General features: G+C 71.7%; 25 protein-coding genes. 11 read left to right on the forward strand and 14 right to left on the reverse strand.

Annotated elements, in window-relative coordinates; genetic code table 11:
- Positions 1-19: 19 nt before the first annotated feature.
- Complete coding sequence (locus OG738_RS39610; protein ID WP_329048789.1) at positions 20-622, reverse strand: HD domain-containing protein; 603 nt, start codon at positions 620-622, stop codon at positions 20-22.
- A gap of 70 nt (positions 623-692) precedes the next feature.
- Here OG738_RS39610 and OG738_RS39615 point away from each other — a divergent pair, with 70 nt between their 5' ends.
- Positions 693-1,688, forward strand: a complete 996-nt coding sequence (locus OG738_RS39615) for a GlxA family transcriptional regulator (RefSeq protein WP_329048791.1) — start codon at positions 693-695, stop codon at positions 1,686-1,688.
- On the opposite strand, the gene OG738_RS39620 is transcribed toward OG738_RS39615, so the two are convergent.
- Positions 1,675-1,851: a DUF397 domain-containing protein gene (locus OG738_RS39620; protein WP_329048792.1), complete on the reverse strand. Its 177-nt coding sequence runs from the start codon at positions 1,849-1,851 to the stop codon at positions 1,675-1,677. The genes OG738_RS39615 and OG738_RS39620 overlap by 14 nt on opposite strands.
- The gene (locus tag OG738_RS39625) at positions 1,848-2,684 is read right to left on the reverse strand and encodes a helix-turn-helix domain-containing protein (protein ID WP_329048794.1); all 837 of its coding nucleotides are present in this window, start codon (positions 2,682-2,684) and stop codon (positions 1,848-1,850) included. Before OG738_RS39625 ends, OG738_RS39620 begins: the two co-directional genes overlap by 4 nt.
- 178 nt (positions 2,685-2,862) lie before the next feature.
- Here OG738_RS39625 and OG738_RS39630 point away from each other — a divergent pair, with 178 nt between their 5' ends.
- The 5 genes from OG738_RS39630 to OG738_RS39650 all read left to right on the forward strand — a co-directional run bounded on the left by OG738_RS39630 (position 2,863) and on the right by OG738_RS39650 (position 5,650).
- Positions 2,863-3,093, forward strand: coding sequence for a hypothetical protein (locus OG738_RS39630; protein WP_329048795.1), 231 nt, complete (start codon positions 2,863-2,865; stop codon positions 3,091-3,093).
- A gap of 167 nt (positions 3,094-3,260) precedes the next feature.
- Positions 3,261-3,461 (forward strand): hypothetical protein, encoded by a 201-nt coding sequence (locus tag OG738_RS39635; RefSeq protein WP_329048796.1) that lies wholly within the window; start codon positions 3,261-3,263, stop codon positions 3,459-3,461.
- Between the two features lie 36 nt (positions 3,462-3,497).
- Complete coding sequence (locus OG738_RS39640) at positions 3,498-3,713, forward strand: hypothetical protein (protein WP_329048798.1); 216 nt, start codon at positions 3,498-3,500, stop codon at positions 3,711-3,713.
- A gap of 10 nt (positions 3,714-3,723) precedes the next feature.
- Positions 3,724-4,776: an NAD-dependent epimerase/dehydratase family protein gene (locus OG738_RS39645; protein ID WP_329048800.1), complete on the forward strand. Its 1,053-nt coding sequence runs from the start codon at positions 3,724-3,726 to the stop codon at positions 4,774-4,776.
- A 121-nt stretch (positions 4,777-4,897) separates the two neighbouring features.
- Positions 4,898-5,650, forward strand: coding sequence for an ATP-binding protein (locus OG738_RS39650; RefSeq protein WP_329048801.1), 753 nt, complete (start codon positions 4,898-4,900; stop codon positions 5,648-5,650).
- Between the two features lie 32 nt (positions 5,651-5,682).
- On the opposite strand, the gene OG738_RS39655 is transcribed toward OG738_RS39650, so the two are convergent.
- From OG738_RS39655 to OG738_RS39665, 3 genes are all read right to left on the reverse strand, one after another.
- Positions 5,683-6,531 carry an alpha/beta fold hydrolase gene (locus OG738_RS39655; RefSeq protein ID WP_329048803.1) on the reverse strand — a complete coding sequence of 283 codons (849 nt, stop codon included), beginning with the start codon at positions 6,529-6,531 and terminating at the stop codon, positions 5,683-5,685.
- Positions 6,532-6,544: 13 nt separating this feature from the next.
- On the reverse strand, positions 6,545-7,396 hold the full coding sequence (locus OG738_RS39660) for an alpha/beta fold hydrolase (protein WP_329048805.1): 852 nt from the start codon (positions 7,394-7,396) through the stop codon (positions 6,545-6,547).
- 62 nt (positions 7,397-7,458) lie between these two features.
- Positions 7,459-8,046 (reverse strand): TetR/AcrR family transcriptional regulator, encoded by a 588-nt coding sequence (locus OG738_RS39665; protein ID WP_329048806.1) that lies wholly within the window; start codon positions 8,044-8,046, stop codon positions 7,459-7,461.
- Between the two features lie 130 nt (positions 8,047-8,176).
- Here OG738_RS39665 and OG738_RS39670 point away from each other — a divergent pair, with 130 nt between their 5' ends.
- Positions 8,177-9,202 carry an NADP-dependent oxidoreductase gene (locus OG738_RS39670; protein ID WP_329048808.1) on the forward strand — a complete coding sequence of 342 codons (1,026 nt, stop codon included), beginning with the start codon at positions 8,177-8,179 and terminating at the stop codon, positions 9,200-9,202.
- 30 nt (positions 9,203-9,232) lie between these two features.
- Positions 9,233-9,481 carry a maleylpyruvate isomerase N-terminal domain-containing protein gene (locus OG738_RS39675; protein WP_329048810.1) on the forward strand — a complete coding sequence of 83 codons (249 nt, stop codon included), beginning with the start codon at positions 9,233-9,235 and terminating at the stop codon, positions 9,479-9,481.
- Here OG738_RS39675 and OG738_RS39680 read toward each other — a convergent pair.
- From OG738_RS39680 to OG738_RS39690, 3 genes are all read right to left on the reverse strand, one after another.
- Positions 9,478-10,209 carry an SWIM zinc finger family protein gene (locus OG738_RS39680; RefSeq protein ID WP_329048811.1) on the reverse strand — a complete coding sequence of 244 codons (732 nt, stop codon included), beginning with the start codon at positions 10,207-10,209 and terminating at the stop codon, positions 9,478-9,480. The genes OG738_RS39675 and OG738_RS39680 overlap by 4 nt on opposite strands.
- The gene (locus OG738_RS39685) at positions 10,202-13,219 is read right to left on the reverse strand and encodes a DEAD/DEAH box helicase (protein ID WP_329048813.1); all 3,018 of its coding nucleotides are present in this window, start codon (positions 13,217-13,219) and stop codon (positions 10,202-10,204) included. Before OG738_RS39685 ends, OG738_RS39680 begins: the two co-directional genes overlap by 8 nt.
- A 147-nt stretch (positions 13,220-13,366) precedes the next feature.
- A complete protein-coding gene (locus OG738_RS39690) occupies positions 13,367-14,920 on the reverse strand; it encodes an FAD-dependent monooxygenase (protein WP_329048815.1) in 1,554 nt (517 codons plus the stop codon).
- 68 nt (positions 14,921-14,988) lie between these two features.
- Here OG738_RS39690 and OG738_RS39695 point away from each other — a divergent pair, with 68 nt between their 5' ends.
- Positions 14,989-15,564: a TetR/AcrR family transcriptional regulator gene (locus tag OG738_RS39695; protein ID WP_329048817.1), complete on the forward strand. Its 576-nt coding sequence runs from the start codon at positions 14,989-14,991 to the stop codon at positions 15,562-15,564.
- Positions 15,565-15,606: 42 nt separating this feature from the next.
- On the opposite strand, the gene OG738_RS39700 is transcribed toward OG738_RS39695, so the two are convergent.
- From OG738_RS39700 to OG738_RS39710, 3 genes are all read right to left on the reverse strand, one after another.
- Positions 15,607-16,323, reverse strand: coding sequence for a hypothetical protein (locus OG738_RS39700; RefSeq protein WP_329048818.1), 717 nt, complete (start codon positions 16,321-16,323; stop codon positions 15,607-15,609).
- Positions 16,324-16,696: 373 nt separating this feature from the next.
- On the reverse strand, positions 16,697-18,247 hold the full coding sequence (locus OG738_RS39705; RefSeq protein WP_329048820.1) for a Na+/H+ antiporter: 1,551 nt from the start codon (positions 18,245-18,247) through the stop codon (positions 16,697-16,699).
- Between the two features lie 780 nt (positions 18,248-19,027).
- Positions 19,028-19,969, reverse strand: a complete 942-nt coding sequence (locus OG738_RS39710) for an ABC transporter substrate-binding protein (RefSeq protein ID WP_329056968.1) — start codon at positions 19,967-19,969, stop codon at positions 19,028-19,030.
- Between the two features lie 660 nt (positions 19,970-20,629).
- Between OG738_RS39710 and OG738_RS39715 the strand changes: the two genes are divergently transcribed.
- Positions 20,630-21,580 (forward strand): endonuclease/exonuclease/phosphatase family protein, encoded by a 951-nt coding sequence (locus OG738_RS39715; RefSeq protein WP_329048821.1) that lies wholly within the window; start codon positions 20,630-20,632, stop codon positions 21,578-21,580.
- A 13-nt stretch (positions 21,581-21,593) separates the two neighbouring features.
- Here OG738_RS39715 and OG738_RS39720 read toward each other — a convergent pair whose 3' ends face one another.
- On the reverse strand, positions 21,594-21,941 hold the full coding sequence (locus OG738_RS39720; protein ID WP_442875841.1) for a UBP-type zinc finger domain-containing protein: 348 nt from the start codon (positions 21,939-21,941) through the stop codon (positions 21,594-21,596).
- Positions 21,942-22,170: 229 nt separating this feature from the next.
- On the reverse strand, positions 22,171-23,136 hold the full coding sequence (locus OG738_RS39725) for a TIGR03557 family F420-dependent LLM class oxidoreductase (RefSeq protein ID WP_329048823.1): 966 nt from the start codon (positions 23,134-23,136) through the stop codon (positions 22,171-22,173).
- Positions 23,137-23,222: 86 nt separating this feature from the next.
- Between OG738_RS39725 and OG738_RS39730 the strand changes: the two genes are divergently transcribed.
- Positions 23,223-24,860, forward strand: coding sequence for an FMN-binding glutamate synthase family protein (locus tag OG738_RS39730; RefSeq protein ID WP_329048825.1), 1,638 nt, complete (start codon positions 23,223-23,225; stop codon positions 24,858-24,860).
- Positions 24,861-24,879: the final 19 nt, after the last annotated feature.

Below are 24,879 nucleotides of genomic sequence, written 5' to 3' on the forward strand. Positions count from 1 at the left end.
CAAAGCTGCCACGCCTGTCTCACGCGGGCGGCCGACCGGACTCCTGCCGTCGTTGGCGGAGCAGCTCGGCACCGATCGAGTACGGCGGTGCCGCCGCCTCGGAGCGGGCCGCGTGCTCGGCGATCGCGTCGGCGACCGAGGTGTCGCCGTCCGGCCGCGGGTACCGGGCGCGGATCGGGCGCAGCCGGGCGGCTTCGAGGACCGTGACGCGACCGACGTCGACGAAGACGCCTTGGTGCGTCAGGTAGGTCAGCAGCCCGCGCCGGTGGGCGATGCCGATCGAGGAATGCAGCGCGATCGCCTCCCAGACGCGATCGACGTCCGTGGCGGCGACGCCGTGGTCGGTCAGCAGCGACGCGGCCAGGTCGGCGCCCTCCACCTCGAACCGGGCCCGGCCGGCCGCGAGCGTGCCCAGCCCCAGGTCGTGCAGGACGCACGCGGCGAACAGCAGGTCTTCGTCGTAGGCGGCGTCGGCCACGCTGCCCTCCTGCTCGGCCAGCACCCGGGCGAACAGGAAGCTGCGGACGCTGTGGTCGGCGATCGGCGCCTTTTCCGTCTGCCGCACCAGGGAAAGACTCGCTTCGGCGAGCGGTCCGGCGGGCAGGGCGAGAACGTCGTTCATCCGTTCATGCTGTGGGAGGCACCCGGACGCGGAAAGTGGCAGCAACGCCGACATGCGCTAAATTCTGGCCATGACAGTCGTGGCCATCCTCGCGCTCGACGGCGTGCTCGGCTTCGAGGCGACCATCCCGGGGCAGGTGTTCGGCACCGCCAACACGGTCACCGGCAGGCCCACCTACGAGATCCGCGTCGTCGCGACGGCGGAGGAGATCGGCACCAGCCCGGAGTTCGGCTCGGTGCGCCTGCGCACGCCGTGGGACCTGGACAGCCTGGCCGGCGCCGACACCGTCCTCATCCCCGCGCGGGCCGGGTTCCGGACCCCGCCGCCCGAGCCGGTCCTGGTGGCACTGCGCGCCGCGGCGGCACGCGGTGCCCGGCTCGCGTCGATGTGCGTCGGTGCCTTCACCCTCGCCGCCACCGGCCTCCTCGACGGGCTGAGCGCCACCACGCACTGGGAGCACGCCGCCGAACTGGCGCGCCGGTACCCGAGCGTCGACGTGCGGCCCGAGGTCCTGTTCGTCGACCACGGTGCCCTGCTCACCTCGGCCGGGGTCGCCGCGGGCCTGGACCTCTGCCTCCACCTCGTCCGGCGCGACCTGGGCGCGGCCGTGGCCGCCGACACCGCCCGCCGGATCGTGATGCCGCCGCAGCGTGACGGCGGCCAGGCGCAGTTCATCGTCCACGCCGACCCCACCGACGCGCGGCAGGCCCCGCTGCAGGACACCCTGGCCTGGCTGGAGGCCAACCTGCACCGGCCGCTCACCCTCGCCGACATCGCCGGGCACGCCGGCACGAGCGTCCGCAGCCTGAACCGGCACTTCCGCGCCCAGGTCGGCACGACGCCTTTGCAGTGGCTGCTGAAGGTGCGGGTCACCCGGGCCCAGCACCTGCTCGAGACCACGGACCTGCCGATCGCCCGGATCGCCCACGAGGCGGGCCTGGGCGCGGAACCGACGTTGCGCCACCACTTCAGCCGGATCGCCGGGGTCTCGCCCCACGCCTACCGGACGGCTTTTCGCGCACCGGCCACGGACGGTGGCGAGCTACCGGAGATCAGGCCGACGTGACGGCCGCCAGGAAGGCACTCCAGCCGGCCTGGCCGACCGAAAGCTGCCCGTCCGACGGCGCTTTCGAGTCGCGCACCCCGACCTCGTCACCCAGGTGAACCTCGACGCAGTCTTGGGTTTCGGTGCTCCAGCTCGACTTGAACCAGCCGGTCGAGTTCGTCATTTCTTCGCTCCCAGCAGTTCGCTCTTGACTCTTGCGATGAGGTCGAGACTTACCTTCTCGTCCATCGCCTTGCTGCGCGCCGCCTCGGCCTTCTGCCGGTGCACCGCGACGTCTTCGTCGGCGTAGAGCATCAGGCCGCCGCGATGCAGTTCGAGGCTGATGATCGACGGCGCCTGATCGGAATCGAACAGGATGAACGGGCCGGCCAGAGCGGGCGTCCAGCCGACCCCGAACGGGATGACCTGCACGTTGACGTTGGGCAGCTCGATCATCTCGGCGAGATAGGCCAGCTGCTCCGCCCACACGTCGCGGCCGCCGATGACATGCCGGATCGCCGCCTCCCCCAGCAGCACATCAAGCTTCGCCGGTGACCTGCGGGTGATGAGGTCGCGTCGCCCGATCCGGATCGCCACGCGCTCGTCGATCTCGTCGGCCGGTACGTCGCCTTCGACCATCATGGCGCGGATGACCGCGCTGGTCTGCAGAACGCCCGGGATCAACAGCGGAGCCAAGTGCGTGACGGTCGTGGCCGTCCGCTCGGCGGCCAGCAACGCGTTCATCTGCTGACGGCGCTCGGCGATCGTCACGGCGTGCCAGCGGCCGCCCTGTCCCGCGTTGGTGGCCAGCGCCATCAGTTCGGCGGCCGCGTCGTCCCCGAGTTCGAGCGCTTCGCTGATCGAGGCGACGTCGTCCGGCTTCGGAGTGCGGTCGCCGCTTTCCCAGCGGGAGATCAATCCGGAGTCGGACTCCTTGCGGCCGATCAGCACCGCCAGCTTGCGCAAGGAGATGCCGCGCGACTCGCGCGCCTCTTTCAGCGCGTCGCCGAAGGTCATCGTGCCTCGCGCGTGCTACCAGCCATGCAGCACATGCTAGTGCAGGTGGAAGCCGCCGCAGACATCACCTGATCAGGTCATTGCGCGACGGCGCTACCAGCGCTGACACTTGCTACCAACATTCGGTAGCACTGTCAGCGCGCAGCTCAGCGCCCTGACAGCGTAGCGGGGAGGCGGCATGCGAGGACACCGCTGGCGTGGTGCGCTGCTGATCGTCCCGGCGCGCACTCCGGCCGGTTCGGCGACCCAGGTGACCTTGGGCCTGATCGACACGGCCGACGGGCCGGTGCGCGCCATTCGGCTGGGCGCCGACGGAACGCCGGCGATCCTGCCCCGGCAGGCGATGGCCGAACTGGTCAGCCACGCCCAGTCGCTGCTGGCGCGCGAACTCCCCGGAGACCGGGGATGACCGGCGCCCACCGGAAGTCCCGCTCCCTGATCAGCCCGGCCGGTGCGCCTGCCCCCGACGCGGCGCACCGGCCGGGTGTCCCACGTTCCTCCGGCCAGACACGACCGTGCAGAGCCTCGACGACCACCGCACCTTCGAAACGCTGGGTCTCCCGTCGCCTGTACTGGGTGGTCGAGGCGTCGGCCGGCACCAACCACCTCGTGACCGAGACGGCGTTCGCCGACGGGATGGCCGCCTGCGGGACGTACCGCGCGATCTGCGGAGCCTGGTTCCCGGCGGCCTCGATGATCGAGGCACCGCGCAGGACGTGTGCGGCATGCCGCGCGATCGGCCCGTCGCGGCACCAGGTCGACGGGACGCCGTCCTGAGCCGGATCACCTTCGAGCGGAGACCAGGGAACCAGCATGACCCGCGACACGCAGAAGCTCGTCGACGTTCTCGAAACCGTGCAGTGGCGCACCGGAGTGCTCGCCCTGCAGCTTCGCGACGGCACCGCGACGACGGGCGAGCAGCGCGACGTCGCCGACGCGATCGACGAGCTACTCGACCTGCTCCGGTCTCACGCGGCCGACGACGAAGCCGGGTTCTTCCCGGCGGTTCGGCGCGCGGCGGCCGGGTAATCGCGACGGCATGACTGAAGCGAAGCACATCGTGGTCACCGGCGCGACGGGCAACATCGGCACCGGCGTGGTGGCCGCCCTCAGCGCCGACCCGGACGTCCGCTCGATCACCGGGCTCGCCCGGCGGCCCGCCGCGGACCGACCCGCGCGCACGCGCCTCGTCGAGGCCGACATCGAACGGGACGACCTGGTGGCGCACTTCCGCGGCGCCGACGCGGTCGTCCACCTGGCGTGGTTGTTCCAGCCCACGCGGAAACCGGAACGCACCTGGCGGACGAACGTGCTCGGCTCCCTGCGCGTCTTCGAGGCGGCCGCCGCGGCCGGCGTGCCGAAGATCGTCTACACGTCGTCCGTCGGGGCCTACTCGCCTCGCGAAACCGAAGCGCCCGTGGCCGAAAGCTGGCCGACGCACGGCTGGCCGGGCGCCGCGTACACGCGGGAAAAGGCCTACGTCGAACGCTGGCTCGACGCCTTCGAGCTCCGGCACCCGGAGGTCGGGGTCGTCCGGATCCGGCCCGGCTTCGTCTTCCAGCGCGCCGCGGCGTCCGAGCAACGCCGCCTCTTCGGCGGCCCGTTCGTCCCCGGCAGCCTGATCCGGCCGGGCCTGCTGCCGGTCGTGCCGGACCTGCCGGGCCTGCGAGTGCAGGTCGTGCACACCGACGACCTGGCCGACGCGGTCCGCCGCGCCGTCCTGCTGCCGGTGACCGGGGCGTTCAACGTCGCCACCGGGCCGGTCGTCGGCACCCGCTTCGTCGCCGGCTTGCTGGGCGCGCGGCCGGTTCCGGTGCCGGCCCGGCTGGTCCGCGCGGCGCTCGACGTCGCGTGGCGCCTGCACGCCGTCCCCGCGACGCCCGGCCTGTTCGACGCCGTGGTGCGCCTTCCGGTGATGGACACGGCCCGGGCGGAACTCGAACTCGGCTGGCGGCCGCGCCACGACGCCGCCGAGACGCTGTCGGAGTTCCTGGCCGGCCTGCGCACCGGGGCCGGAACCGGCACCGCGCCCCTGGCCCCGGACGGGAACCGCGCCGGTGAGATCGCCACTGGCGTCGGACGGCGACCGTGACCACCGAAGGAGTCCGCCACGACCGCACCACCGCCTCCTGGCCGGTATCGCGGTGGGTCGACGGGGAGTAGCTTGAGGCGGTGGAAGCCCGACATCGATCCGGCGCTGTCAGCACGGGACCATGACCCGCAGCAGTGACCGAAGTGTCCTGCTGGAGCCCTCGGACCGGCTCGCCAGCACCCTGGTCACCGTCACCGGGAGGCTCGACCTCTCCGGGTACGGATTCCTGCGCGACGGCCTGCTGAAGGTCGCCGCCGACGGCCCACCCGGGTTGATCGCCGACGTCGACGGGCTGCTCATCGACGAACTGTCCCCGGCCGCCGTGTTCCCCCTGGTCGCCCGCCGGATCGGCGACTGGCCCGGCATTCCGTTCTCCGTGGTCACCCGCCAGCCGGCCCACCTGGACATCTTCCACCGCTACGGCCTCGACCGGTTCGTCGCCGTGCACGCCGACGTCGAGGCAGCCGAACACCAGCAGACGGTCCCGATCCGCCGGTGGGCCGAACGCGTGTTCCCGCGCGCCGACAGCGCGACGAAGCTCGCTCGCGCATTCCTTCGGGAACACGCCACCGACTGGGACGTACCCGACCTGGTCTACGACGGCACCCTGATCGTCGGAGAGCTCGTCGGCAACGCGCTTCAGCACACCGCGTCCGCACCCGGGGTGCGCCTCGACCTCCGCCGAAACCTGCTCACCATCGCGGTCGCCGACGACAGTCCCCGGCCCGCGACGCTCCTCGAGCGCATCGGCCCGCGCGATTCCGGACTCGGCCTGCAGATCATCGCCCAGACCGCACGGACCTGGGGCAGCAGCCGACGCTGGTCGGGCGGCAAGGTCGTCTGGGCGACCCTCGTCTCCGGCCGCCACGCCTGAACCGGCGTGCCGGCGATCGTCCACAATGGACGCTATCGCGCGAGGAATTCCAGGACCTTGCCGACGAACTGCCCGTGGAACTGGAAGATGCCGCCGTGGCCGGCGTCGGGGTAGATCACGAGTTCGCTGTCCGGCAGGCGCCGGGCCAGATCGTGCGTGTTCTCGGTCGGCACCATCCGGTCGTGGTCGCCGTTCGCGACCAGCACGGGCTGGCCGATGACGGAGAGGTCGGCCGCCTTTTCCCGTCCCCAACGGTGGATGGCCGTGAGCTGCGCGCCGTAGGACCTCAGCGAAATCGCCTTGTCCCGGTTGGTCTTGCGTTCCTTCAGCCGGGCGAGGAACTCTTTGCCCGCTCGCTTCCCGTTGGATGTGCGGGTGAAGAAGAGGAACTGCTTGGGGTCCTGCAAGGTGAGCAGCGCCCGGACCGTGTCGAGGTGGGAAATCCTGGTGACGTTCTTGATGCCTTCGCCTCCCGCGGGGCCCGTGCCGGCGATGACCAGCTTCCGGACGAGGTCCGGTTCTCGCTGGGCGATCACCTGCGCGATCATCCCGCCCATGGAGAAGCCGAGCAGGTCGACCTTCGTCAGGCCGAGCGCCCGGATGAAGGTGACGGCGTCGGCCGCCATCGCCTCGATCGTCTTCGGGGTGGTTCCGGTGGACGCGCCGACGCCGCGGTTGTCGAAGGCGATGACCCGGTGGTGGGCGGCGATGCCGTCGACGACGCGGGGGTCCCAGTTGTCCAGGACCGCGGCGAGGTGGGTCAGGAAGACCACCGGGACACCGGTCTGCGGGCCGAGTTCGCGGTAGGCGAAGTCGACGCCGCCGGCGGAGACGGTGCGGGTTGGCGCGTCCTGATAGGAGACGACCAGCTTGGGGTTCATGGCTGTGTCCTTGTCAGTCGTCGAGGAAGAGCGTGATCTGAGCGGTGAACTCGTCGATGTGCTGGAACAGGAAGGCGTGCCCGGCGTCGCTGTAGAGAACCAGCGTGGAATCCGGGACCTGCTCGACCGCCTTGGAGGAAGCGACGGCGGGGATCATCACGTCGTGGAGCCCGTTGGCGTACAGGACCGGCTGGGTGATCGCCTGAAGCTCGGACTTCAACTGCTCCCATTCGACGGCCAGGAGCCGGCCCACCGCGGCGAGCTGACCCTGGGCGGCGTCCTCGGTCACCGCGGGGCCGCCCGCCGCCAGGCGCTTGCCGACCTTCGCCAGATGCTCGAGTCCGGCGGCGCGGGCCCCTTCGGTCTCGGGGTAGAAGAGGTAGAGCAGGTCGTCGGCGTCCGCGTCCGGCTTGGCCATGATCGTGAGCACCCGCTCGCTCATCTCCGGGGTGCCCGGCGCGACACCCGGCCCGCTGCTGCCCGCCACGACGACCTTGCGCACGAGACCGGGCCGGCGGAGCGCGACCAGCTGCGCCACGATGCCCCCGAGCGACCAGCCGAGCAGGTCCACCTGGGACAGGCCCAAGGCTTCGATGAACTCGATCGCGCCGTCGGCGAAGCCCTCGGCGGTGTCACGTGGCTCGCCGCCGGTGTACCCGATGCCGATGTTGTCGAACAGGATGACGTCGCGGTCCGCGGCGAGCCGGTCGACGAACTCCGGGTCCCACCAGTCGATGGTGCCGCGAAACCGCATCAGCAGGACCAGCGGCACGCCACCCCGCGGGCCGGTGCGGCGGTAGGTGAACACCGCGGAGGGACCCGCGGCGGCGTGGTTCTCGAGGGTGTCAGCCAGGTACGTCGTCATGCTTCATATTATGACCATAATTCTATGAGTGATGCAAGCGACAGCCGTGTGACCGGCGGCCCTCAGCCCTCGGCCGCGGCGTCCAGCACGGTCAGCGCGTTGCGGATCCCCTGCTCCAGGATGTCGTCGGACAGCTGCCGGTCGGCCAGGGCTCGAGCGAGCTGGAGGGTCCCGACCATCGAGGCATAAATGCTCAGCGTCCTGGTGCGCGCCGACCGCGGATCCCGCGGCGCCAAGCGAGCGGCGATGTCGTCGATGACGGCCAGCACGCTGCCGGTGTAGGCCCCCTTCGTCGGATCGGCGCAGCGGCTGATCTCGTCCAGCAGCGCGGCGGACGGGCAGCCGTCTTCGGGGTTGTCGCGGTGTTCGGGCGAGAGGTACGTGCGTACCATCTGCTCGACGCCGTCACGGCCGGGCGGGAACGAGGTGAGCCACTCGCGCTGGCCGCGCAGCTGCTCGGAAACCGCGGTGGCGACCAGGTCTTCCTTGGATTCGAAGTGGGCGTAGAAGGCGCCGTTGGTCAAGCCCGCGTCCTTCATGAGCGTGGCGACCCCGGACCCGTCGATCCCGTCGCGCTTGAGCCGGCGCCCGGCCGTCTCGATGATCCGCTGCCGCGTCGCCTGCTTGTGCTCTTTCGCGTACCGCACCACGCGTGCCTCCACTCACCGGACCGATGCCCTCATGTTAGTACGGTCATAATCCAAGTTCGGCCACACCCTTGCACTCGGACTCACCCAGACCATATTGTAGTATGAACATAATCTAAAGGTTGGTGCTGACATGAAGGCGTTCATCGTCGATCGCTACGGAAAGAACGGCAACGAACTCCGGGCCGGCGACGCGCCGGAGCCCACCATCGGCGACCACGACGTGCTGGTCGAGATCCACGCCGCCGGCGTCAACGCCCTCGATGCGAAGATCCGGAACGGGGAGTTCAAGCTGTTCCTCCCCTACCGGCCGCCGTTCGTCCTGGGCAACGACGTCGCCGGCGTCGTGACCCGTGTCGGAGCCCGGGTGCGCGAGTTCAAGCCCGGCGACGAGGTCTACGCGCGCCCGGACAAGGACCGGATCGGCACCTTCGCGGAGTTCATCGCCGTCCACGAAAACGACCTGGCCCTGAAGCCGAAGCGGCTGACGATGGAGGAAGCCGCTTCCGTACCGCTCGTCGGCTTGACCGCCTGGCAGGCGCTGATCGAACTCGCGCACTTGCGAAAGGGGCAGAAGGTCTTCATCCAGGCGGGTTCCGGCGGGGTGGGGACGTTCGCGATCCAGCTGGCGAAGCACCTCGGCGCGACCGTCGCCACGACCACGAGCACCGCGAACGTGGCCCTGGTCGAGCGCCTCGGCGCAGACATCGTGCTCGACTACCGCACGGACGACTTCGAAGACGTCCTGCACGACTACGACGTGGTCCTGCACAGCCTGGACAACGAGGCGCTCAAGAAGTCCCTGCGGGTGCTGAAGCCCGGCGGCAAGCTGATCTCCCTCTCCGGCCCGCCCGACCCGGACTTCGCGCGGGCAATGGGAAAGCCGTGGATCCTGCGCCCGGCGACGCGCGTGCTGAGCCACGGAACACGCACCGCGGCCAAGCGCCGTCAGGTCGGCTATTCGTTCCTCTTCATGCGAGCCAGCGGGCCCCAGCTGCGCGAGATCACCTCCCTCGTCGACGCCGGCGTCATCGAGCCGGTCGTGGACCGCGTTTTCCCCTTCGACTCGACCAACGAAGCCCTGGCCTACGTCGACGAGGGACACGCCAAGGGCAAGGTCGTCGTCACGGTCCGGCCCACCGAGAAGGACATTTCCTGACCACCGGCCACCGAGACACCAAGGCCCCCCATGACCGAACTGAACGCGGACACGGCCCGGCGCGCGATCGTGGACCACACCCGGCGCCTGGCGGAAGCGGCCGCCGCCGGACCTGACGCCACCGTGCCGACCGCCCCGAAGTGGATCATCGCCGACCTCGTCGCGCACGTGGGCCAGACCCAGCACTGGGTCGCGGAGATCATCGAGCGGCGGGTCACCGACCCCACCCGGCTGCCCACGGAGATGGCCGTGCTCCCCACGGATTCCCGCGAGGGCTAAGTGCCGTGCTCTCCGGCGAGCGCCCGATACGCCGGGCGGAGCAACTCGGCGACGTCTTCGCTGCCCGCCGTGATCGCGAACGGCGGGGCCTGGTCCAGGACCGCGTCGAACGTCGTCCGAGGGCCGGGCAACGGCGCCGCGCCGTCCAGGCCCGGGGCCCGACCGCCGTCGAAGAAGGTGTCCATGACGTCGGTCAGGGCCGGAGACCGGTCGTCGGGATCGAGCGGCTCGGCGGAGACGAGCCGGTTCTTCAGCTCCTCGAGCAGCGTTTCGCGGTCCCGGCCGCGCAGGGCGAGGACGGTGAACGGATCGTCGGCGACCCGCGCCACGAGTGCGGAGAACACGGCGTTCAAGTGGCCGCACGGCACCTCGACGGCCGGGCAGGTGCAGTCCAGTGACACCTCCCGCGCCGACGACGGGAACACCGGCAGCCGGACCGCCTTGAAGATCTGCTCGACGTCACGGGGCAGCTCGCCGCTGAGCAGCAGGACCGTGGTCGACGCTTTCGCCGCGAGCGCGTGGGTGATCGCCGCCCAGTCCGATTTCCCGAACGCCGTCAAGCCGATTCGCACCTGGTAAGGGCGGCCGTCCCGCACCTCGGCGTCGACACGTCCGGCGCCGACCTCCAAGGACACGACGCGCCCCTGGCCCTTCGCGGGCAGGAGGACGCCGATCGCCGTCAACGCCCGGATGAACCGGGTTGCCCACCACGGGAGTGGCTCAGTCATCGATCGCCTCCTCCGCCAGGGTGAGCACCCCGCGCAGCGCGTCCGTGGACAGTTCGGTGAGCCAGCTTTCGCCCTCGCCGACGACCATTCCCGCGAGCGCGCGCTTCCTGGTGATCAGGGTGTCGATGCGGTCCTCGATGGTGCCCGGGCAGACGAACTTCCGGACCTGGACGGTGCGTCGCTGCCCGATCCGGAACGCCCGGTCGGTGGCCTGGTTCTCCACGGCCGGGTTCCACCAGCGGTCCAGGTGCAGGACCTGGCCGGCCGCGGTCAGCGTGAGCCCGGAGCCGCCGGCTTTGAGCGAGAGCAAGAGGATTCGCGGCCCGTCGCCGGCTTGGAAGCGTTCCACGATCGCGTCCCGCGCCCCTTTTGCCAAGCCGCCGTGCAAGAACGCGACTTCGGTGCCGAGCCGGTCGGACAGGTGGGGCACGAGCAGGTGGCCGAACTCGGTGTACTGGGTGAAGCACAGCACCCGATCGCCCGACGCCAGGATTTCCGCCAGGATCTCTTCGAGGCGGCTGACCTTGCCGGAGCGGTGCCCGATCGGGGAGCCGTCGTGCAGCAGGTGCGCGGGGTGGTTGCAGACCTGCTTGAGCTTCGTGATCGCGGCCAGGATGTTGCCGCGGCGCTTGATGCCCTGGCTGTTCTCGATCTTCTTCATCATCTCGTCGACGATCGCGCGGTAGAGCGTGCCCTGTTCGCGGGTGAGCCGGTACTCCTGCCGGATTTCGAGCTTTTCCGGCAGCTCGGGGACGATCGCGGGATCCGTCTTCACCCGGCGCAGCAGGTACGGCTGCGTGAGGCGGCGCAGAGCGGCGGCCGTGGCGGTGTCGCCGCTGCGCTCGATCGGGGCCGCGAACCGTTGCCGGAACTCGAACCTGCTGCCGAGCAGCCCAGGGTTGAGCACGTCCAGCACCGACCACAGGTCCGCCAGCCGGTTTTCCACCGGGGTGCCGGTCAGCGCGAGCCGGTGCCCGGCCGGGAACCGCCGCACCGCCTTGGCCGTCGCGGTGTCGGCGTTCTTGATCGCGTGCGCTTCGTCGAGCACCAGGCGTCGCCACGCGAACTTCTCGAGCTCGCCGGCGTCCCGGGCGGCGGTGGCGTAGGTCGTGACGACGAGGTCGGCCGCGGCGACCTGCTCGGCGAGCGCGTCTCCGTGCGCGCGGGCGCTGCCGTGGTGGGCGTGGACACGCAGGCCCGGGGCGAAGTTCGCCGCCTCGCGCTGCCACATGCCGACCAGCGACATCGGGCACAGCACCAACGTCGGCCGACGATCGCCGGCTGCCCGCTCGAGCACCTCGAGCGCCAGCGTCTGGACCGTCTTGCCGAGGCCCATGTCGTCGGCCAGGCACGCCCCGAGTCCCAGCGCCGACATGAACGCCAGCCAGGCGACGCCCCGCTGCTGGTAGGGGCGCAGCGTGGCCCGGAACGACGGCGGCAGCTCGACCGGCCGCAGTGCCTGGTGGACCCGCCCGGCCAGGACGTCCCCGACCCAGCCGTCGGCGCGGACGTCGGTGACCGGAAGCGGCGCCTCCCGCGCGAGGTGGACCAGCTCCAGCAGCTCGGCCGCGGTGGGGCGCTGAGCCTGCCGGTACGGGTCGCGGCGCAGGAACTCGAGACCGGCGCGGAGCCGGTCGGCGTCGACGCTGATCCACCGGCCCCGCAGCCGCACCAGCGGTGTCTTCGCCGCGACGAGCCTGGCCAGCTGCTCCTCGCCGATTTCGTCGTCGCCGACCGCGAGCGACCAGCGGAACCCGGCCAGCTCGTCGCGGCCGACCCGGCTGCGGGCGACGACCTGCTCCGACGGCGTGCTGCGAACGGAGAGCCGCAGCCCGAGCCGGCGCCTGCCGTCCCAGGTGGCCGGAAGCTGCACTTCGAACCCGGCCTCGATCAGCCGATTCGCACCGGAGGTGAGGAAGTGTTCGGCTTCCGCCACGGTCAGGTCGTACTCGGACGGCTGGGTCCTGCGCAACGCCGGCGCCAGCATCGGTTCCACCAGCGCGGCCCGGCCCAGTTCGGCGACGAACAGCCCCTTCGGGTCCCTGACCAGCCCGGTCGCCTCGCCCGACCAGATCTGTCCCGCCGACAGCAGCAAGCTCGGGTCGGCCGTCGCCCGCAGGAGGAACTGCAGCTGCCACTTGGTGCCGTCGCCGGTCTGATCGTCGGGATCGTCCGCGTCCGGCTGGCGGAGGGTGCCGACTTCGGCCAGCCGGAAGCACGCCCGGCCGTCGACGACGTCGGTGTCGGCGACCTCGTCCCACTTCGCGACGGCGTCGGCCAGCACCCCGAGCTCACCCAGCGGCAGCTCGACGCGGGAAACGCCGCCCTGCAACGCGGCCAGCCACACCCCGGCCGCGCCCCGGCCCCCGCGCAGGTCGACGGGCGGCTCCGCCCGCACCAGCCGGTCGCGGACCGCCGCGTCGACCAGGGTGTGGAGGGCATCGGTGACGAGCGCGCGCGGCGACGCCCCGGTGAGCGGCGCGATCTGCTCGGCCCGCCCGACCGGCGGCATGGCCGCCGCCAGTGCGTCGAACGCGACGAAATCCACGCCCTGGAGCACCGGGCGCCACCGGGCCTCCGCCGCGTCGCCGTGGCGGACCAGCGTCGGCAGCACCCGCCCGCGCCGCACGAGATCCGCCGCCAGACGGGCGACCGCCCGCAGGTAGGTGACCGAAGCGCCGTAGGAGGCCGAGTCGTCGAGGTCGTCCAGCTCGCTCGCGTCCACGATCAAGGCGGGTACCGACCAGGGCCGCAACGACGCCACCCGCCGTTTACCGCCTGCCGTCGCCTCGGAGGAGGCGAGCGGCCGGTTCGCCCGCGACGGCAGCAGCACCGTCGCCGACGTGGGCTTGCCGGGATGCAGCGCAGTCAGGTTCGCGCTGGAGACCGCGAACGGATGCGGAAGCGCGATCCGCACCGAACGACTCGACGTGCCGGCCGGGCCGCCGTCGCGCTCCGCCCACAGCAGCAGGCCCCGGCCCGGAGACCACAGAGCGTGCACCAAGGGCAAGGTCCGAGGCTCCTTCGTCCGATCCGGGCTCCCCGCAGATCGTCGCACGGCCGACATCGACGTCGTCGCCCGAGGCACCACGACCGGCTCCGTCAGAACCTCGACCGACTCGACACCCGGACTGCATCGCTGCCGCGCCGCTCGGACCTATTCCGGTTGCGCGAGGGCGGCCGTGGTGCCGAGCACTCGGGTGAGCGCATCGGCGAGCGGTGTTCCGGACGCCGAGTGCCAGCCGACGATGAGGTCGGGGCGCAGGAGCAGCGCACCGTCGGTGCCCAGGCACGCCTCGGTGAGCCAGCCCTGGTGCGAGACCGTGACCAGACGCAGCCCGAGACGATCCGCTTCGGCGATCCAGTATCCGTTGTCCGGCCCGGTGACCAGAGTCAGGCCGGGGCCGGCCAGGTCCACAGTGGACGTCTGCGCGTCGAGCCAGGCGTGGGGCACGCGCGTGCCGGGACGGGCCGCCGGGGCGTAGTGGTCGACGGGCGCGGGGCCGCGGCCGTCGGGTACGAACGCGCCTTCGGCGTACTGCGTGCCGAACATCGTGGCCATCGGGTCGCCGGGCAGGCCGTCGCCCTTGGTGTAGGCGGAGAGCATTTCGCCGACGTGCCCGCGAACGGTGCTGGAGGCTTCGGCGACCGCGTAGCCGGCCGGGTGGCGTTCCGCGTGGTAGGTGTCGAGCAGGGCGGGCGCGGCCTCGCCGGCCAGCACGGCAGCGAGTTTCCAGGCGAGGTTGGCCGCGTCGGCGATGGCGGTGTTGGCTCCGGCCGCGGCCATCGGGGGCATCACGTGCGCGGCGTCACCCGCGAGGAACACGCGGCCGTCGCGGAACCGGTCGGCCACGCGCATCGCCGATTCCCAGGACGACCGGCCGAGCAGTTCGACGTCGAGATCCGGCACGCCGAGCACGATCCGCAAGAGGTCGTGCCAGTCGCCGTCACCGAGCGTGCCCGCCTCGGGGAAGTCGGCGGTCGAGAACAGCCACCGGTCCGTGCCGTTGACCGAGAGGAACGCGCCCGAGGCCACCGGGTTCTCGATCTGGCACAGGTTGAACGGCCGCTCCCGCGCCAACGCCGTGAGATCGGCGCGGAAGTAGAGGTCGAGGTTGTCGGCCAGGTGGCCATGGCCGCTGCAGCCGATGCCCAGTGCGGCGCGGACCGGACTGCGCGCGCCGTCGGCGGCGATCAGGTAGTCCGCGGTCAGTTCGTACGGATCGCCGTCCGCGGGCTTGAGCAGCGCGGTCACACCGCCGTCGTCCTGGGCGAAGGACACCAGCTCGGTCCCGAGCCGCACGGACAAGCCGCGTTCCCCGGCGGCCCGGCGCAGGATCGGCTCCAGCACGGCCTGCGGGCACAGGACGTTCGGTCCCGGGCTCAGCTCGGGCATCCTTGCCTGCTGCCCGCGGCGTTCCCGCATGGTGTCGCTCGGTTCCCGCGCGCGAGCCGCGGCCAGCGTCGGACCGGTCAGGACCTCGGTGAACGACGCCAGCGGCGCACTCGCCTCGGCGACCTCGGCCGCGAGGCCGAGCAGGCGGAACACCTCGGTGCTGCGCGGGCTGAACCGGCGCGCCTTCGGCTGTGGCGACGCACCGGCGTGCTTGTCCACCAGCACCGGCTGGATCCCTTCGCGGTGCAGCAGCAGTGCGGACGTCAGCCCGGCGATCCCGCCGCCGCTGATCAGAACCGGAACACGGGTGGTCATGGGTACCCCTCGGGTTAAGTGACACGGTACAACTTAGTAGACTGTACAACTAGTGGTATCGTCAAGCCATGACTTCCGGGACGGGCAGGCGCGAGCGCAAGAAGGCGGCCACCCACCAAGCGCTGGCCGACGCGGCACTGCGGCTGTTCCTCGAGCGCGGCTACGACGACGTGGGCGTCCGCGAGATCGCCGACGCCGCCGACGTGTCCACCACGACCCTGCAGAAACACTTCCCCAGCAAGGAATCCCTCGTCTTCGACCGGGACACCGACATCGAGGAGACCCTGATCGCCGCCGTGCGCGACCGCGCGCCCGGCACCTCGGTGGTGGACGCGCTGCGGAACTACACGCTGGCCCGCGTCGAGCGCGGTGCCGCCGACCAGGCGTCGGAGTTCATGACCCTCGTGCACAGCACCCCGGCGTTGGCCGACTACTGGCACCGGATGTGGATGCGGCACGAGGACGCGCTCAGCCGCGTCGTCGCCGCCGAAACCGGTGCGCCCGAAACCGATCCCGGATGCGCCGCGCTGGCCCACTTCGCCCTGGAAACCTCGGCGCTCGCGCTCCGCGCCGAAAATCCGGCCCGCACCGTCGAAGCCGCGTTCGCCATCCTCGAACGTGGCTGGCGCGCCGCACCCCGCTGACGCACCGGCGTGCCGGAGGTCCGCTACCGCGCAGCTCCGGCGTTACTTCAGCACGCTGACCGCGCGGGCGATGACCAGCAGCGAGGTCAGCAACGCCGCGACGCTCTGCACCGCCATCAGCGCCTTCGCCCGCGACGACAGCGGCATGGTGTCGGTGGGGCTGAACGCCGTCGAGTTGGTCACCGACACGTACAGGTAGTCCAGCAGGGTCGGCACCCAGTCGGACTTGACGCTGGAGCCGTCGGCGACCTCCTCGACGGTGTCCGCGTTCTCGTCCTGCGAAAACCGGAAGTCGGCCAGCGGCAGGTCGGCGCGGGCGGCCTGCGTGCGCTTCACCGGGCCACCGCGGTCCAGCTCCCAGTAGGCCAGGCCGAACGCGATCACGTTGGTCAGCCACACCTGCAGCGCACCCAGCAGCAGGGCCTGCCCGCTGTCGGCCGCGCCGGCGACCAGGTCGTGGATGAGCAGCGCCAGGGCACCCAGGTTGGTGACGCCGATGACCACGACCAACGCCAGGGACAGCACGCGGGACAGCCGGGTCTGCCGGGTGACGCGCCGCGGGTTGATCGCGATCAGCGGGAGCAGCAGCAGGATCTCCAGCGCGGGCACCACGAACCGCGGCGCGACCAGCAGCTGTTCGGGCAGCGCCAGGTAGAGCGCGATGGCCACGAGCGTCGCGACGGCGGCCGGCAGCCGCGCCTCACCGCGGCGCTGGTGGCGGGGAAGACGAGTACGGGCCTCGGCCCGATCGGCTGACATGGCGGCGCCTCCTCGCGCACGGCCGCGGACCGGCCCCTGGTCGTCGAGGCGCCGAGCCTAGCGCCCGGCCCGCCGCCGTCGGTGACCAGCACGGGGTCGACCGTGCCGGGCAGCGTCGCCAAGAAGGCGCCCACGGCGGCCGGGCCGGTCGCGTCGAAGGCGGCCGTGCGCGCGCCAGCGTCCCATTCGAGCTTCCCCGGGGTCGGGGCCGGTGAGCACGACGTCGGCGCCTTCGTCCGGGACCGACCGTGCGCGGTCTCGAAGCCGATCCCGGCACCGCCGCCGACCAGCACGACCGTCTGCCTCACGCCGGCCTCCCCCGCAGGCGCCAGGGCCACCGGAGCAGCGAAGGGGTAGCGCGGCGGCGCCCCGCTCAGTCCTCGAGCCCGGCGTGCTCGAGGTCAAGCAGGCGCTGGATGCGGCGGCGGGTGCCGTCGGTGATTTCGCCCGCCTCGAACAGGCGGGTCAGCTCGGCCGCCTCGACGGCGATCAGCTCGCGCCGCAGCGTGCGGTAGTCGAGGCCGCGGGCCGGGTCGCCGCGGTCGTCCTCGTCCTGCACGCGGTCCAGGCGTGCCTGCCAGCCGGCGCGCAGCTGGTCGACGGCGAAGGGCGCGACGGACTCCGTCTCGGCCAGCTGGTCGAGGTGGTTCAGCCCGGCCTCCGCGAGCTTGCGCCGCGCGGCCGCGTACTCGGTGCGAAGGGTGGCCGGGTCGAGTGCGATCCCGGTCCGCCGCACCAGCGGGGCCAGCGTGAAGCCCTGGACCACCAGCGTCAGCACGATCACCGCGGTGGTCAGCAGCAGCACCAGGTCGCGCGCGGGCAGCGCCGAACCGTCCAAAGTAGACACCGGCAGCGACAGCGCCGCCGCCAGCGGCACGACCCCGCGGGCTCCCGCCCACGAGATCACCGCCGGCGCCTGCCAGGAGAGCCGGCCGTCCGTGCGCCGCTGCCGCAGCGCCGAGAGCACGAACACGAGCAGGAGCCGCGCGACGACGAGCGTCGCCGCGATGGCCAGCGCCTGCAGCAGCCACCACGCGCCGCCGGCCGCCACCCGCCGCACGAGCGTGGGCAGCTGCAGCCCGATCAGCCCGAACACGACGCTCTCCAGCAGGAACACCACCGTCTGGTAGACCGCGCCGACCTGCAGCCGAATCCGCGCGGTCGTCAGCCGCTCGGCCTGGGTTCCGAGGATCACGCTCGCGACCACGACCGCCGTCACGCCCGACCCGCCGATCGACTCCGCGACGACGTACCCCGCGTACGGCGTGACCAGGGAGATCACCGTCTCCAGCACCGGGTCTTCGGTGCGCCGGCGGATCAGGAACGCGCCGAGCGCCGTCACGACGCCGACCGCGAGGCCACCGCCCGCGAGGATCCCGAACTCCCCCAGCGTCCGGCCCCAGGACGCGGCGCCGCCGGCGACGGCCAGGAACAGCGCCACCCGGAACAGCAGCAGGCTGGTGGCGTCGTTGAACAGGCTTTCCGCCTGGATCAGCGCCTGGATCCGCGGCGGCAGCGCGAGCCGCCGCGCCAGCGCCGTCACCGCGACCGGGTCGGTGCTGGCCAGCACCGCGCCGAGCACGAACGCCATCCCGACCGGCAGCGGCGTCACCGCGACCGCGATCCCGACCACCGCCGCGGCCGAGACCAGGACCAGCCCGACGGACAGGACCGCGACCGGGCGCCCGACCGCGCGCAGATCCCGCCACGGCAGCTCCTCCCCCGCGGCGAACAGCAGCGGCGGCAGCACGACCAGGCTGATCACGTCCGGCGTCACCTGCACCGACGGCACCCCCGGCAGCAGCCCCACGACCACGCCGACGACCACCAGCAACGACGGCGCCGGGATACGCAGCCGCCGGGCGAAGGTAGCCACCACGGTCGCCACGACCACCAGGAACAACACGGTTTCGACCCCGCGCATCAGGCGGTCCTCTCCCTCCCCCGGATGCCGGCCGGGCTACCCGGCACGCGCACCCGGAAACCGTGCCGGGCCGACGTGCCGGCACGTCCCCGAGAGCCTACCCGTGTCCACTTCGGACGAACGGGCCGCGCGCGACCGCGGCCGGTCATCGCCCGCTCAGCCGGCGCAGGAGGAGGGTGCCGGCCTGGAGCGTGAGGACCAGACCGCCACGCCCAGGACGCCGGGGCGCCGGAACGCGCGTCCACGGCCCAGTACGGTGGCAACACGCGCAGTAGCCGGGTGGCGGGGGCGGGCGGCCACCACATCGCCGGGGCGATCGCGGCCGGGGACATCGGCGCGGTGCCCAGGGCTGCCCGCAGCAGGTCCGCCGCCCCGTCGTCGGCACCAGCAGAAAGAGCGGGTGGCCCGGCGATACCGGCCACCCGCGCCTGGGCGAGCTTCACGCATTCGACGACCGTATGCAGGTGCTCGGGCGCCGTGGTCCATCGCCGCCAGGTCGAAGCCCGCGAGCAGGCCCAGCGCTGCAGGAAGACCGGGCCCTGCGACCACGAGGGCGCCTTGTGCGCGGTGTTGCCGCGGTGACCGCGGACTCGATGAGCAGGCCGGCGTTACGGCGGCCGGTGGAGTCGAGCGGCTCGGCCGCGGCGAGGAACTTCGTCGATCGCTTCGTCGATCAGCTACGCGCTCGAGTCGGGGATCCGTGCGTGCGTCGAGCCGGGCGGGCTGAGACGGCCTCCCCGACCCTTGCGGGGGGTGGGGCCGGGGAGGCCGAGCCGGGGGTCAGCCGCGGGTCTGCGGCCCGATCATGGAGTTCGCGTCGATGGGGTGCGGGATGGCACCGAGTTGCAGCAGCAGGTCCGGCACCCGTTGCAGCCGCCGCGAGTCGAGGAGCGAGCCGTAGCCGGGCAACGTGAGCAGCTTGGCCGTGTCCTCGTCGATCTTGGCGAACCGGACCAGCAGCGGCTCGATGCTCGCGCGGTCGTTCGTGGCTTCGTGGGTGGCCTTCTGCATCGCGCGCTGGAACGCGGCCAGCGTCTTCGGGTTGTCCTGCACCCACTTGCGCGTCGCGCCGTAGCCGGTCAGCGGGAAGTCCTGGCTCGCCCCGGTGTTGATGTCGATCACCGGGATCGCGCCCGCGGTCTTGGCGGCCTGCGTGATGTACGGCTCCGGCAGGTACGCGGCGTCGGCCTGGCCCTGCTGCAGCGCCGCCGCGATGTCCGGCAGCGGGATCAGCACCCATTTCACCTTGCTGAAATCCACGCCGTGGTCCTGCATCACCGAGCGGGTGAGCAGATCCGACGCGGTGTTCTTGGCCGTGATGGCGATCTTCTTGCCCGCCAGGTCGAAGATTGTCTTCACCGGCGAATTCGGCACCGTGACGATCGCATTGGTTTTCGGGTTGACCGAGGTCGCGTCGGCGACCAGCTGCATGTCGGCGACGCCGGAGCTCTTCGCGATGAAGAACGGCGGGTAGGTCGAGAACGCGATGTCGGCCTCCCCCGAGATCGACTTCGCCAGCGAGGCCTGGCCGCTCGCGGCGACGACGGTGTCGACGTCGAGGCCCTCGGCCTTGAAGTAGCCGCCGTCCTGGGCCAGCCAGAACGGCCCGAGGTCCGTGGTGGGCAGGATCGAGACCTTCAGCACCGGCTTCTCCAAGCCGCTGCCGGCCGCCGCGGCGGTCAGCTGGTTCGACCCGAGCGCGCCGCACCCGGTGACGGCCATGACCGCCGCGAGGGCGAGCGCGACGCGGCCTTTGCTCCTGGCGAATTTCGACAAGGTCTGCTCCCTGGAGGAGAGGACAATTGATCAACCGAATCCAGCGGGGGTACGTGACTCATTCCCCGGAGTCAGGCAGGCGACTGTAGGCATCCGGACACCGGCTGGCAATGCAGGAAGGCGCCACGAAACCTGGATTTCACCAAAAAGACAGCGAGAATACTTGATCGACAATTTTAATCGGCGACCGATGACCTTCGGATTCCACGATTATGCGCGATCGAAAGCGAGAAAGCCACCGTTTTCCCGGGGAGCCGCCGACGATTCTCCGTATCGTCGCCGGGACCGGCGGACAACCTGCTCGCGATCCCCGCCCGCCGCGCCACGCCACGCTTCGGCACGAGATGAGCGAGCCGTGACCTGCCCGCACGGGAGGGCCGGCTTCCCCGGACGTCGCCACCAGCTGACGGCGACTGTCCACTTCGGACCGCCGAGTCCGGCGTTCACCAGGGCTGACGCGGGTCCGCGAATACCGGACCGGCAGTGCGCACGAACGAAAAGTCCCGGTTGCGGCATTCAGGTGAGGCCTGTAACCGCTCCGCGCGGTTCGGCGAGTCCTCAGTAACCGGTGCGTCGGTGCGCCGGCAGGCACGCCCGGGAGGTGTCATGGTCGTCGTCGGCACGTGGAACCTGGAAAACCTGTTCCGCCCGGGCGGCGACGGACCGCCGGACCAGGCGGCCTACGACGCCAAGCTGGCCGCCCTGCGCGACACCGTCACGGCCATCGCCCCGGACGTGCTGGCCGTGCAGGAGGTCGGCGACCCCGCCGCGCTCGACGACCTGGCCGCCCGGCTCGGCGGGCCGTGGCACACCGCGCTGTCGCAGCACCCCGACGTGCGCGGGATCCGCGTCGGCTTCCTCTCCCGCCTGCCGCTGACCGTGGTCGCCGACGCCACGACCCTGCCGGCGAAGCTCGCGCCGATCCAGGTCGCGGACCCGCCCGCCGCGCTGAGCGACCAGCTCGGCCGCGGCGCGCTGGCCGTCGAGGTCGAGCCCGCCCCCGGAGTCAGGCTCACCTTGATCACCGTCCACCTGAAATCGAAGCTGCTGTCCTACCCGGGCGGCCGGTTCAGCCCCCGCAACGAAAGCGAACGCGCGCGCTACGGCGCCTACGCCCTCTACCGCCGCGCCGCCGAAGCCACCGCCGTCCGGGAACTCGCGACCAGCTGCCTCGAGGCCGGTGCCGACGAGCGAGTCGTCGTCCTCGGCGACCTCAACGACGAAGCCGCCGCGGCCACCACCCAGATCCTGGCGGGGCCGCCGGGTTCCGAACTCGACACCGCGGGCTTCGACCGCAGCGACGCCGGGGACCGCCGGCGCCTGTGGAACCTCGCCGCGCGGATCCCCGCCGGCGAGCGCTATTCCCGCGTCAGCAACGGCCGGCGTGAGCTCATCGACCACATCCTCGTGAGCCACGCCCTGCTCGCGCCGCTGCCCGACGTCCACATCCCGCACGAGCAGGACCTGCCGTCGGTCACCGGCAACCCGGCCACTCACGTCGGCAAGCCCGGCTCCGACCACGCACCGGTCGTCGCGTCCTTCCCCCTCGCGGGATGACGGCGGGACCGCGCTAGTGCACGTGCGACTGCCAGTCGGCCGGCACCCGGCCTTCCGGGCCCGGCACCGGCTGCGCGACCGGCCGGTGCTCGGGGGGCGCCAGAGCCGGGCCGTCGTAGGCCTCGCCCGTCTCGAAGCTGTAGAACCAGTCCTCGCCCGGCTCGAAGCTGCGGATCAGCGGGTGCCCACTCGCCTTGTAGTGCGCCGTCGCGTGCTGGGCCGGCGAGCTGTCACAGCAGCCGATGTGGCCGCACTGGGCGCAGCGGCGCAGGTGCACCCACCAGCCGTCCACGGCCAGGCACTCCGCGCAGCCCGTACCACTGGGCGGCGCGGTGACGTCGATTCCCTCGATTTCGGCCATGCCGACAGTCTGCCCCGAACACCGGGCGCACGCACCAACGCCGGGGGATCGTGCGCGTCACGGGCCGCCGACCGGGTTGACCCGAAAGCGTGACGTTCGCGGAAGAGAGCCGTCAGACCCTGGTCACGCCGAAGCCGACAGCACAGACTGACCCCAAGTCGCCTGACGGCGACCCAGGTTCGCGGCCGGTTCAGACCAGAGCCCACCGTGGACCGCCCTCCCCCGGCCGTCAGTGGAATTCGGGCAGGACGTGCTCCTGCCAGCCGCGGAAGAAACCCTCGTGGTCGGTGCCGATCTGCTGCACGTAGATCTCGTCCACCCCGGCGTCGACGTACTGGCGGACGCGTTCCGCGTGGGCCTTCGGGTCGTCGCCGCAGACGATCGCCTCCCCGACGTCTTCGCGGGGGACGAACGACGTCGCGGCTTCGAAGTCCTCCGGCCGCGGCAGGATCTGGGCCAGCTGCCCGGGCAGGACGTCGTTGGCCCACAGCCGGTGCGCCCGGTCCAGCGCGGCTTCGGCGTCGGCGTCCCAGCAGACCTTCATCCCGGCCTGCACCGGCTTGTCCCCGCCGCCGGCTTCGCGGAAGGCCCGGACCAGGTCGGCGTCCGGCACGACCGTGCAGTACCCGTCGCCGATCCGCCCGGCGAGCTTCGTGGCCTGGGGCCCGAACCCGGACACGTAGATCGGCACCGGCTCGTCCGGCACGGTGTAGATCCGCGCGTCCTGCACTTCGTAGTGCGTCCCGTGGTGGCTCACCGCTTCGCCGCGCGCCCCGGCCGCGTGGAGCTTGCGGATGACGTCGACGGCCTCCTCCAGCATCTCCAGCCGCTGCCCGGCCGAGGGCCACGCGCCGCCGAGGATGTGCTCGTTCAGCGCCTCCCCCGAGCCCACGCCCAGCACGAACCGGCCGTCCAGCTGGACCGCGGCGGTGGCGGCGGCCTGGGCGAGCACGGCCGGGTGGATCCGCACGGTCGGGCAGGTGACCGCGGTCGTGACCGGCAGCGAAACGGCCTCCGACAGGGCGCCGATCACCGACCAGACGAACGGGCTCTGGCCCTGGGCGTCGTTCCAGGGGTGGAAGTGGTCCGAGATCCACAGCCGCCGGAATCCCGCGCGCTCGGCCGCGCGGGCTTGGGCGACGAGCTCACGGGGACCGTACTGCTCGCAGGAAAGGAAGTAGCCGATGGACGTCATGCCGGCCGGATACCCCGCCCACCCGGCCGGCACACCACCGCACCGGTGAAGCGGGCAGCGCACCGGACGAATGCCCCATCGGCGGCGTGATCGCCGTGCTCACCCTGCGCTCGGCGGGTGGCGCCGTTAGCTTCGGTTCCGTGCTCAGATTCGCTGCGGTGGCGGTGCTGTCGCTGCTCTCGCTCGGCGTCGCCGCGCTCGCCCTGTTCGCCGGCCCGTGGTGGTGGCTGCTCGCCGTGCCGCTGCTCCTGCTCGCCGGCGTGGGGTGCTGGGATCTCGCCCAGCGCAAGCACTCGGTCCTGCGGAACTACCCGATCCTCGGGCACCTGCGGTTCCTGCTCGAAGCGCTGCGCCCCGAGCTGCAGCAGTACTTCGTCGAGCGCAACTTCGACGGCCGCCCGTACGACCGGGACGTCCGCAGCATCGTCTACGAACGCGCCAAGGGCACCGACGCCGAAGAGCCGTTCGGGACCGAACGCGACGTCTACGCCGACGGGTACGAGTCCCTCGTGCACTCGATGGCCCCGGTGGCGCCGCCCGACGATCCGCCGAAGGTCCGGATCGGCGGTCCCGACTGCACGAAGCCCTACGACATGGCGGTGCTCAACGTGTCGGCGATGAGTTTCGGCTCCCTGTCCGCGAACGCGATCCTGGCCCTCAACAAGGGCGCCGCGCTCGGCGGGTTCGCCCACGACACCGGCGAAGGCGGGCTGTCGGAGTACCACCTGCGGCACGGCGGCGACCTCGTCTGGGAAATCGGCACCGGCTACTTCGGCTGCCGGACCTCCGACGGCGATTTCGACAAGGCCGAATTCGCCGACAAAGCCGCCCACGACGCCGTGAAGTGCGTGTCGCTGAAGCTGTCCCAGGGCGCGAAACCCGGCATCGGCGGCGTGCTGCCCGGTGGCAAGGTGAACGCGGAGATCGCCCGCGTCCGCGATGTCCCCCAGGGCAAGAGCGTCATCTCCCCGCCCTACCACCGGGTGTTCTCCACACCGCGGGAGCTGGTCCGGTTCATCGCCTCGATGCGCGAACTGGCCGGCGGCAAGCCGACCGGGTTCAAGCTCTGCCTCGGGTCGCGACGCCAGTTCCTCGCCGTCTGCAAGGCCATGCTCGCCGAGGGCGTCACGCCGGACTTCATCATCGTCGACGGCGCCGAAGGCGGGACCGGCGCCGCGCCGCTGGAGTTCGCCGACCACATCGGGACCCCGCTGACCGAAGGTCTCATCACCGTCCACAACGCACTGACCGGCACGGGCCTGCGCGACCGGATCAAGCTCGGCGCCAGCGGCAAGGTCGCCACCGGCGCGGACATCGTCAAGCGCCTCCTGCAGGGCGCCGACTACACCAACGCGGCGCGGGCGATGATGTTCGCCGTCGGCTGCATCCAGGCCCAGCGCTGCCACACCAACCACTGCCCGGTCGGCGTCACCACCCAGGACGCCCGCCGCGCCCGCGCGCTGGACGTCGAAGACAAGTCTCTGCGCGTGGCACGGTTCCAGCGCTCCACGGTGACCGGCGCGCAGCAGATCATGGCGTCGATGGGCGTCCGGTTCCCCGCCGAGCTGCGACCGCACATGCTCCGCCGCCGCATCGATCCCCACCAAGTGCTGTCCTACGCGGAGCTCTACGACTGGGTCGCGCCGGGGCAGCTGCTGTCCGAACCCCCGCAGGACTGGGCGGACGACTGGACCGCGGCCGATCCCGACCGCTTCACCGTCTGATCGGCGGGAGCTGCCGCGA

Origin of the sequence: Amycolatopsis sp. NBC_01488 (assembly GCF_036227105.1) — a bacterium.
Taxonomy (GTDB): domain Bacteria; phylum Actinomycetota; class Actinomycetes; order Mycobacteriales; family Pseudonocardiaceae; genus Amycolatopsis.

What these genes read in the sequence shown, in the direction of transcription:
- OG738_RS39610 (WP_329048789.1), bottom strand. Translation starts at nt 622, where the DNA reads ATGAACGACGTTCTCGCCCTGCCCGCCGGACCGCTCGCCGAAGCGAGT.
- OG738_RS39615 (WP_329048791.1), top strand. Translation starts at nt 693, where the DNA reads ATGACAGTCGTGGCCATCCTCGCGCTCGACGGCGTGCTCGGCTTCGAG.
- OG738_RS39620 (WP_329048792.1), bottom strand. Translation starts at nt 1,851, where the DNA reads ATGACGAACTCGACCGGCTGGTTCAAGTCGAGCTGGAGCACCGAAACC.
- OG738_RS39625 (WP_329048794.1), bottom strand. Translation starts at nt 2,684, where the DNA reads ATGACCTTCGGCGACGCGCTGAAAGAGGCGCGCGAGTCGCGCGGCATC.
- OG738_RS39630 (WP_329048795.1), top strand. Translation starts at nt 2,863, where the DNA reads ATGCGAGGACACCGCTGGCGTGGTGCGCTGCTGATCGTCCCGGCGCGC.
- OG738_RS39640 (WP_329048798.1), top strand. Translation starts at nt 3,498, where the DNA reads ATGACCCGCGACACGCAGAAGCTCGTCGACGTTCTCGAAACCGTGCAG.
- OG738_RS39645 (WP_329048800.1), top strand. Translation starts at nt 3,724, where the DNA reads ATGACTGAAGCGAAGCACATCGTGGTCACCGGCGCGACGGGCAACATC.
- OG738_RS39650 (WP_329048801.1), top strand. Translation starts at nt 4,898, where the DNA reads ATGACCCGCAGCAGTGACCGAAGTGTCCTGCTGGAGCCCTCGGACCGG.
- OG738_RS39655 (WP_329048803.1), bottom strand. Translation starts at nt 6,531, where the DNA reads ATGAACCCCAAGCTGGTCGTCTCCTATCAGGACGCGCCAACCCGCACC.
- OG738_RS39660 (WP_329048805.1), bottom strand. Translation starts at nt 7,396, where the DNA reads ATGACGACGTACCTGGCTGACACCCTCGAGAACCACGCCGCCGCGGGT.
- OG738_RS39670 (WP_329048808.1), top strand. Translation starts at nt 8,177, where the DNA reads ATGAAGGCGTTCATCGTCGATCGCTACGGAAAGAACGGCAACGAACTC.
- OG738_RS39675 (WP_329048810.1), top strand. Translation starts at nt 9,233, where the DNA reads ATGACCGAACTGAACGCGGACACGGCCCGGCGCGCGATCGTGGACCAC.
- OG738_RS39680 (WP_329048811.1), bottom strand. Translation starts at nt 10,209, where the DNA reads ATGACTGAGCCACTCCCGTGGTGGGCAACCCGGTTCATCCGGGCGTTG.
- OG738_RS39690 (WP_329048815.1), bottom strand. Translation starts at nt 14,920, where the DNA reads ATGACCACCCGTGTTCCGGTTCTGATCAGCGGCGGCGGGATCGCCGGG.
- OG738_RS39695 (WP_329048817.1), top strand. Translation starts at nt 14,989, where the DNA reads ATGACTTCCGGGACGGGCAGGCGCGAGCGCAAGAAGGCGGCCACCCAC.
- OG738_RS39700 (WP_329048818.1), bottom strand. Translation starts at nt 16,323, where the DNA reads ATGTCAGCCGATCGGGCCGAGGCCCGTACTCGTCTTCCCCGCCACCAG.
- OG738_RS39705 (WP_329048820.1), bottom strand. Translation starts at nt 18,247, where the DNA reads ATGCGCGGGGTCGAAACCGTGTTGTTCCTGGTGGTCGTGGCGACCGTG.
- OG738_RS39710 (WP_329056968.1), bottom strand. Translation starts at nt 19,969, where the DNA reads ATGGCCGTCACCGGGTGCGGCGCGCTCGGGTCGAACCAGCTGACCGCC.
- OG738_RS39715 (WP_329048821.1), top strand. Translation starts at nt 20,630, where the DNA reads ATGGTCGTCGTCGGCACGTGGAACCTGGAAAACCTGTTCCGCCCGGGC.
- OG738_RS39720 (WP_442875841.1), bottom strand. Translation starts at nt 21,941, where the DNA reads ATGGCCGAAATCGAGGGAATCGACGTCACCGCGCCGCCCAGTGGTACG.
- OG738_RS39725 (WP_329048823.1), bottom strand. Translation starts at nt 23,136, where the DNA reads ATGACGTCCATCGGCTACTTCCTTTCCTGCGAGCAGTACGGTCCCCGT.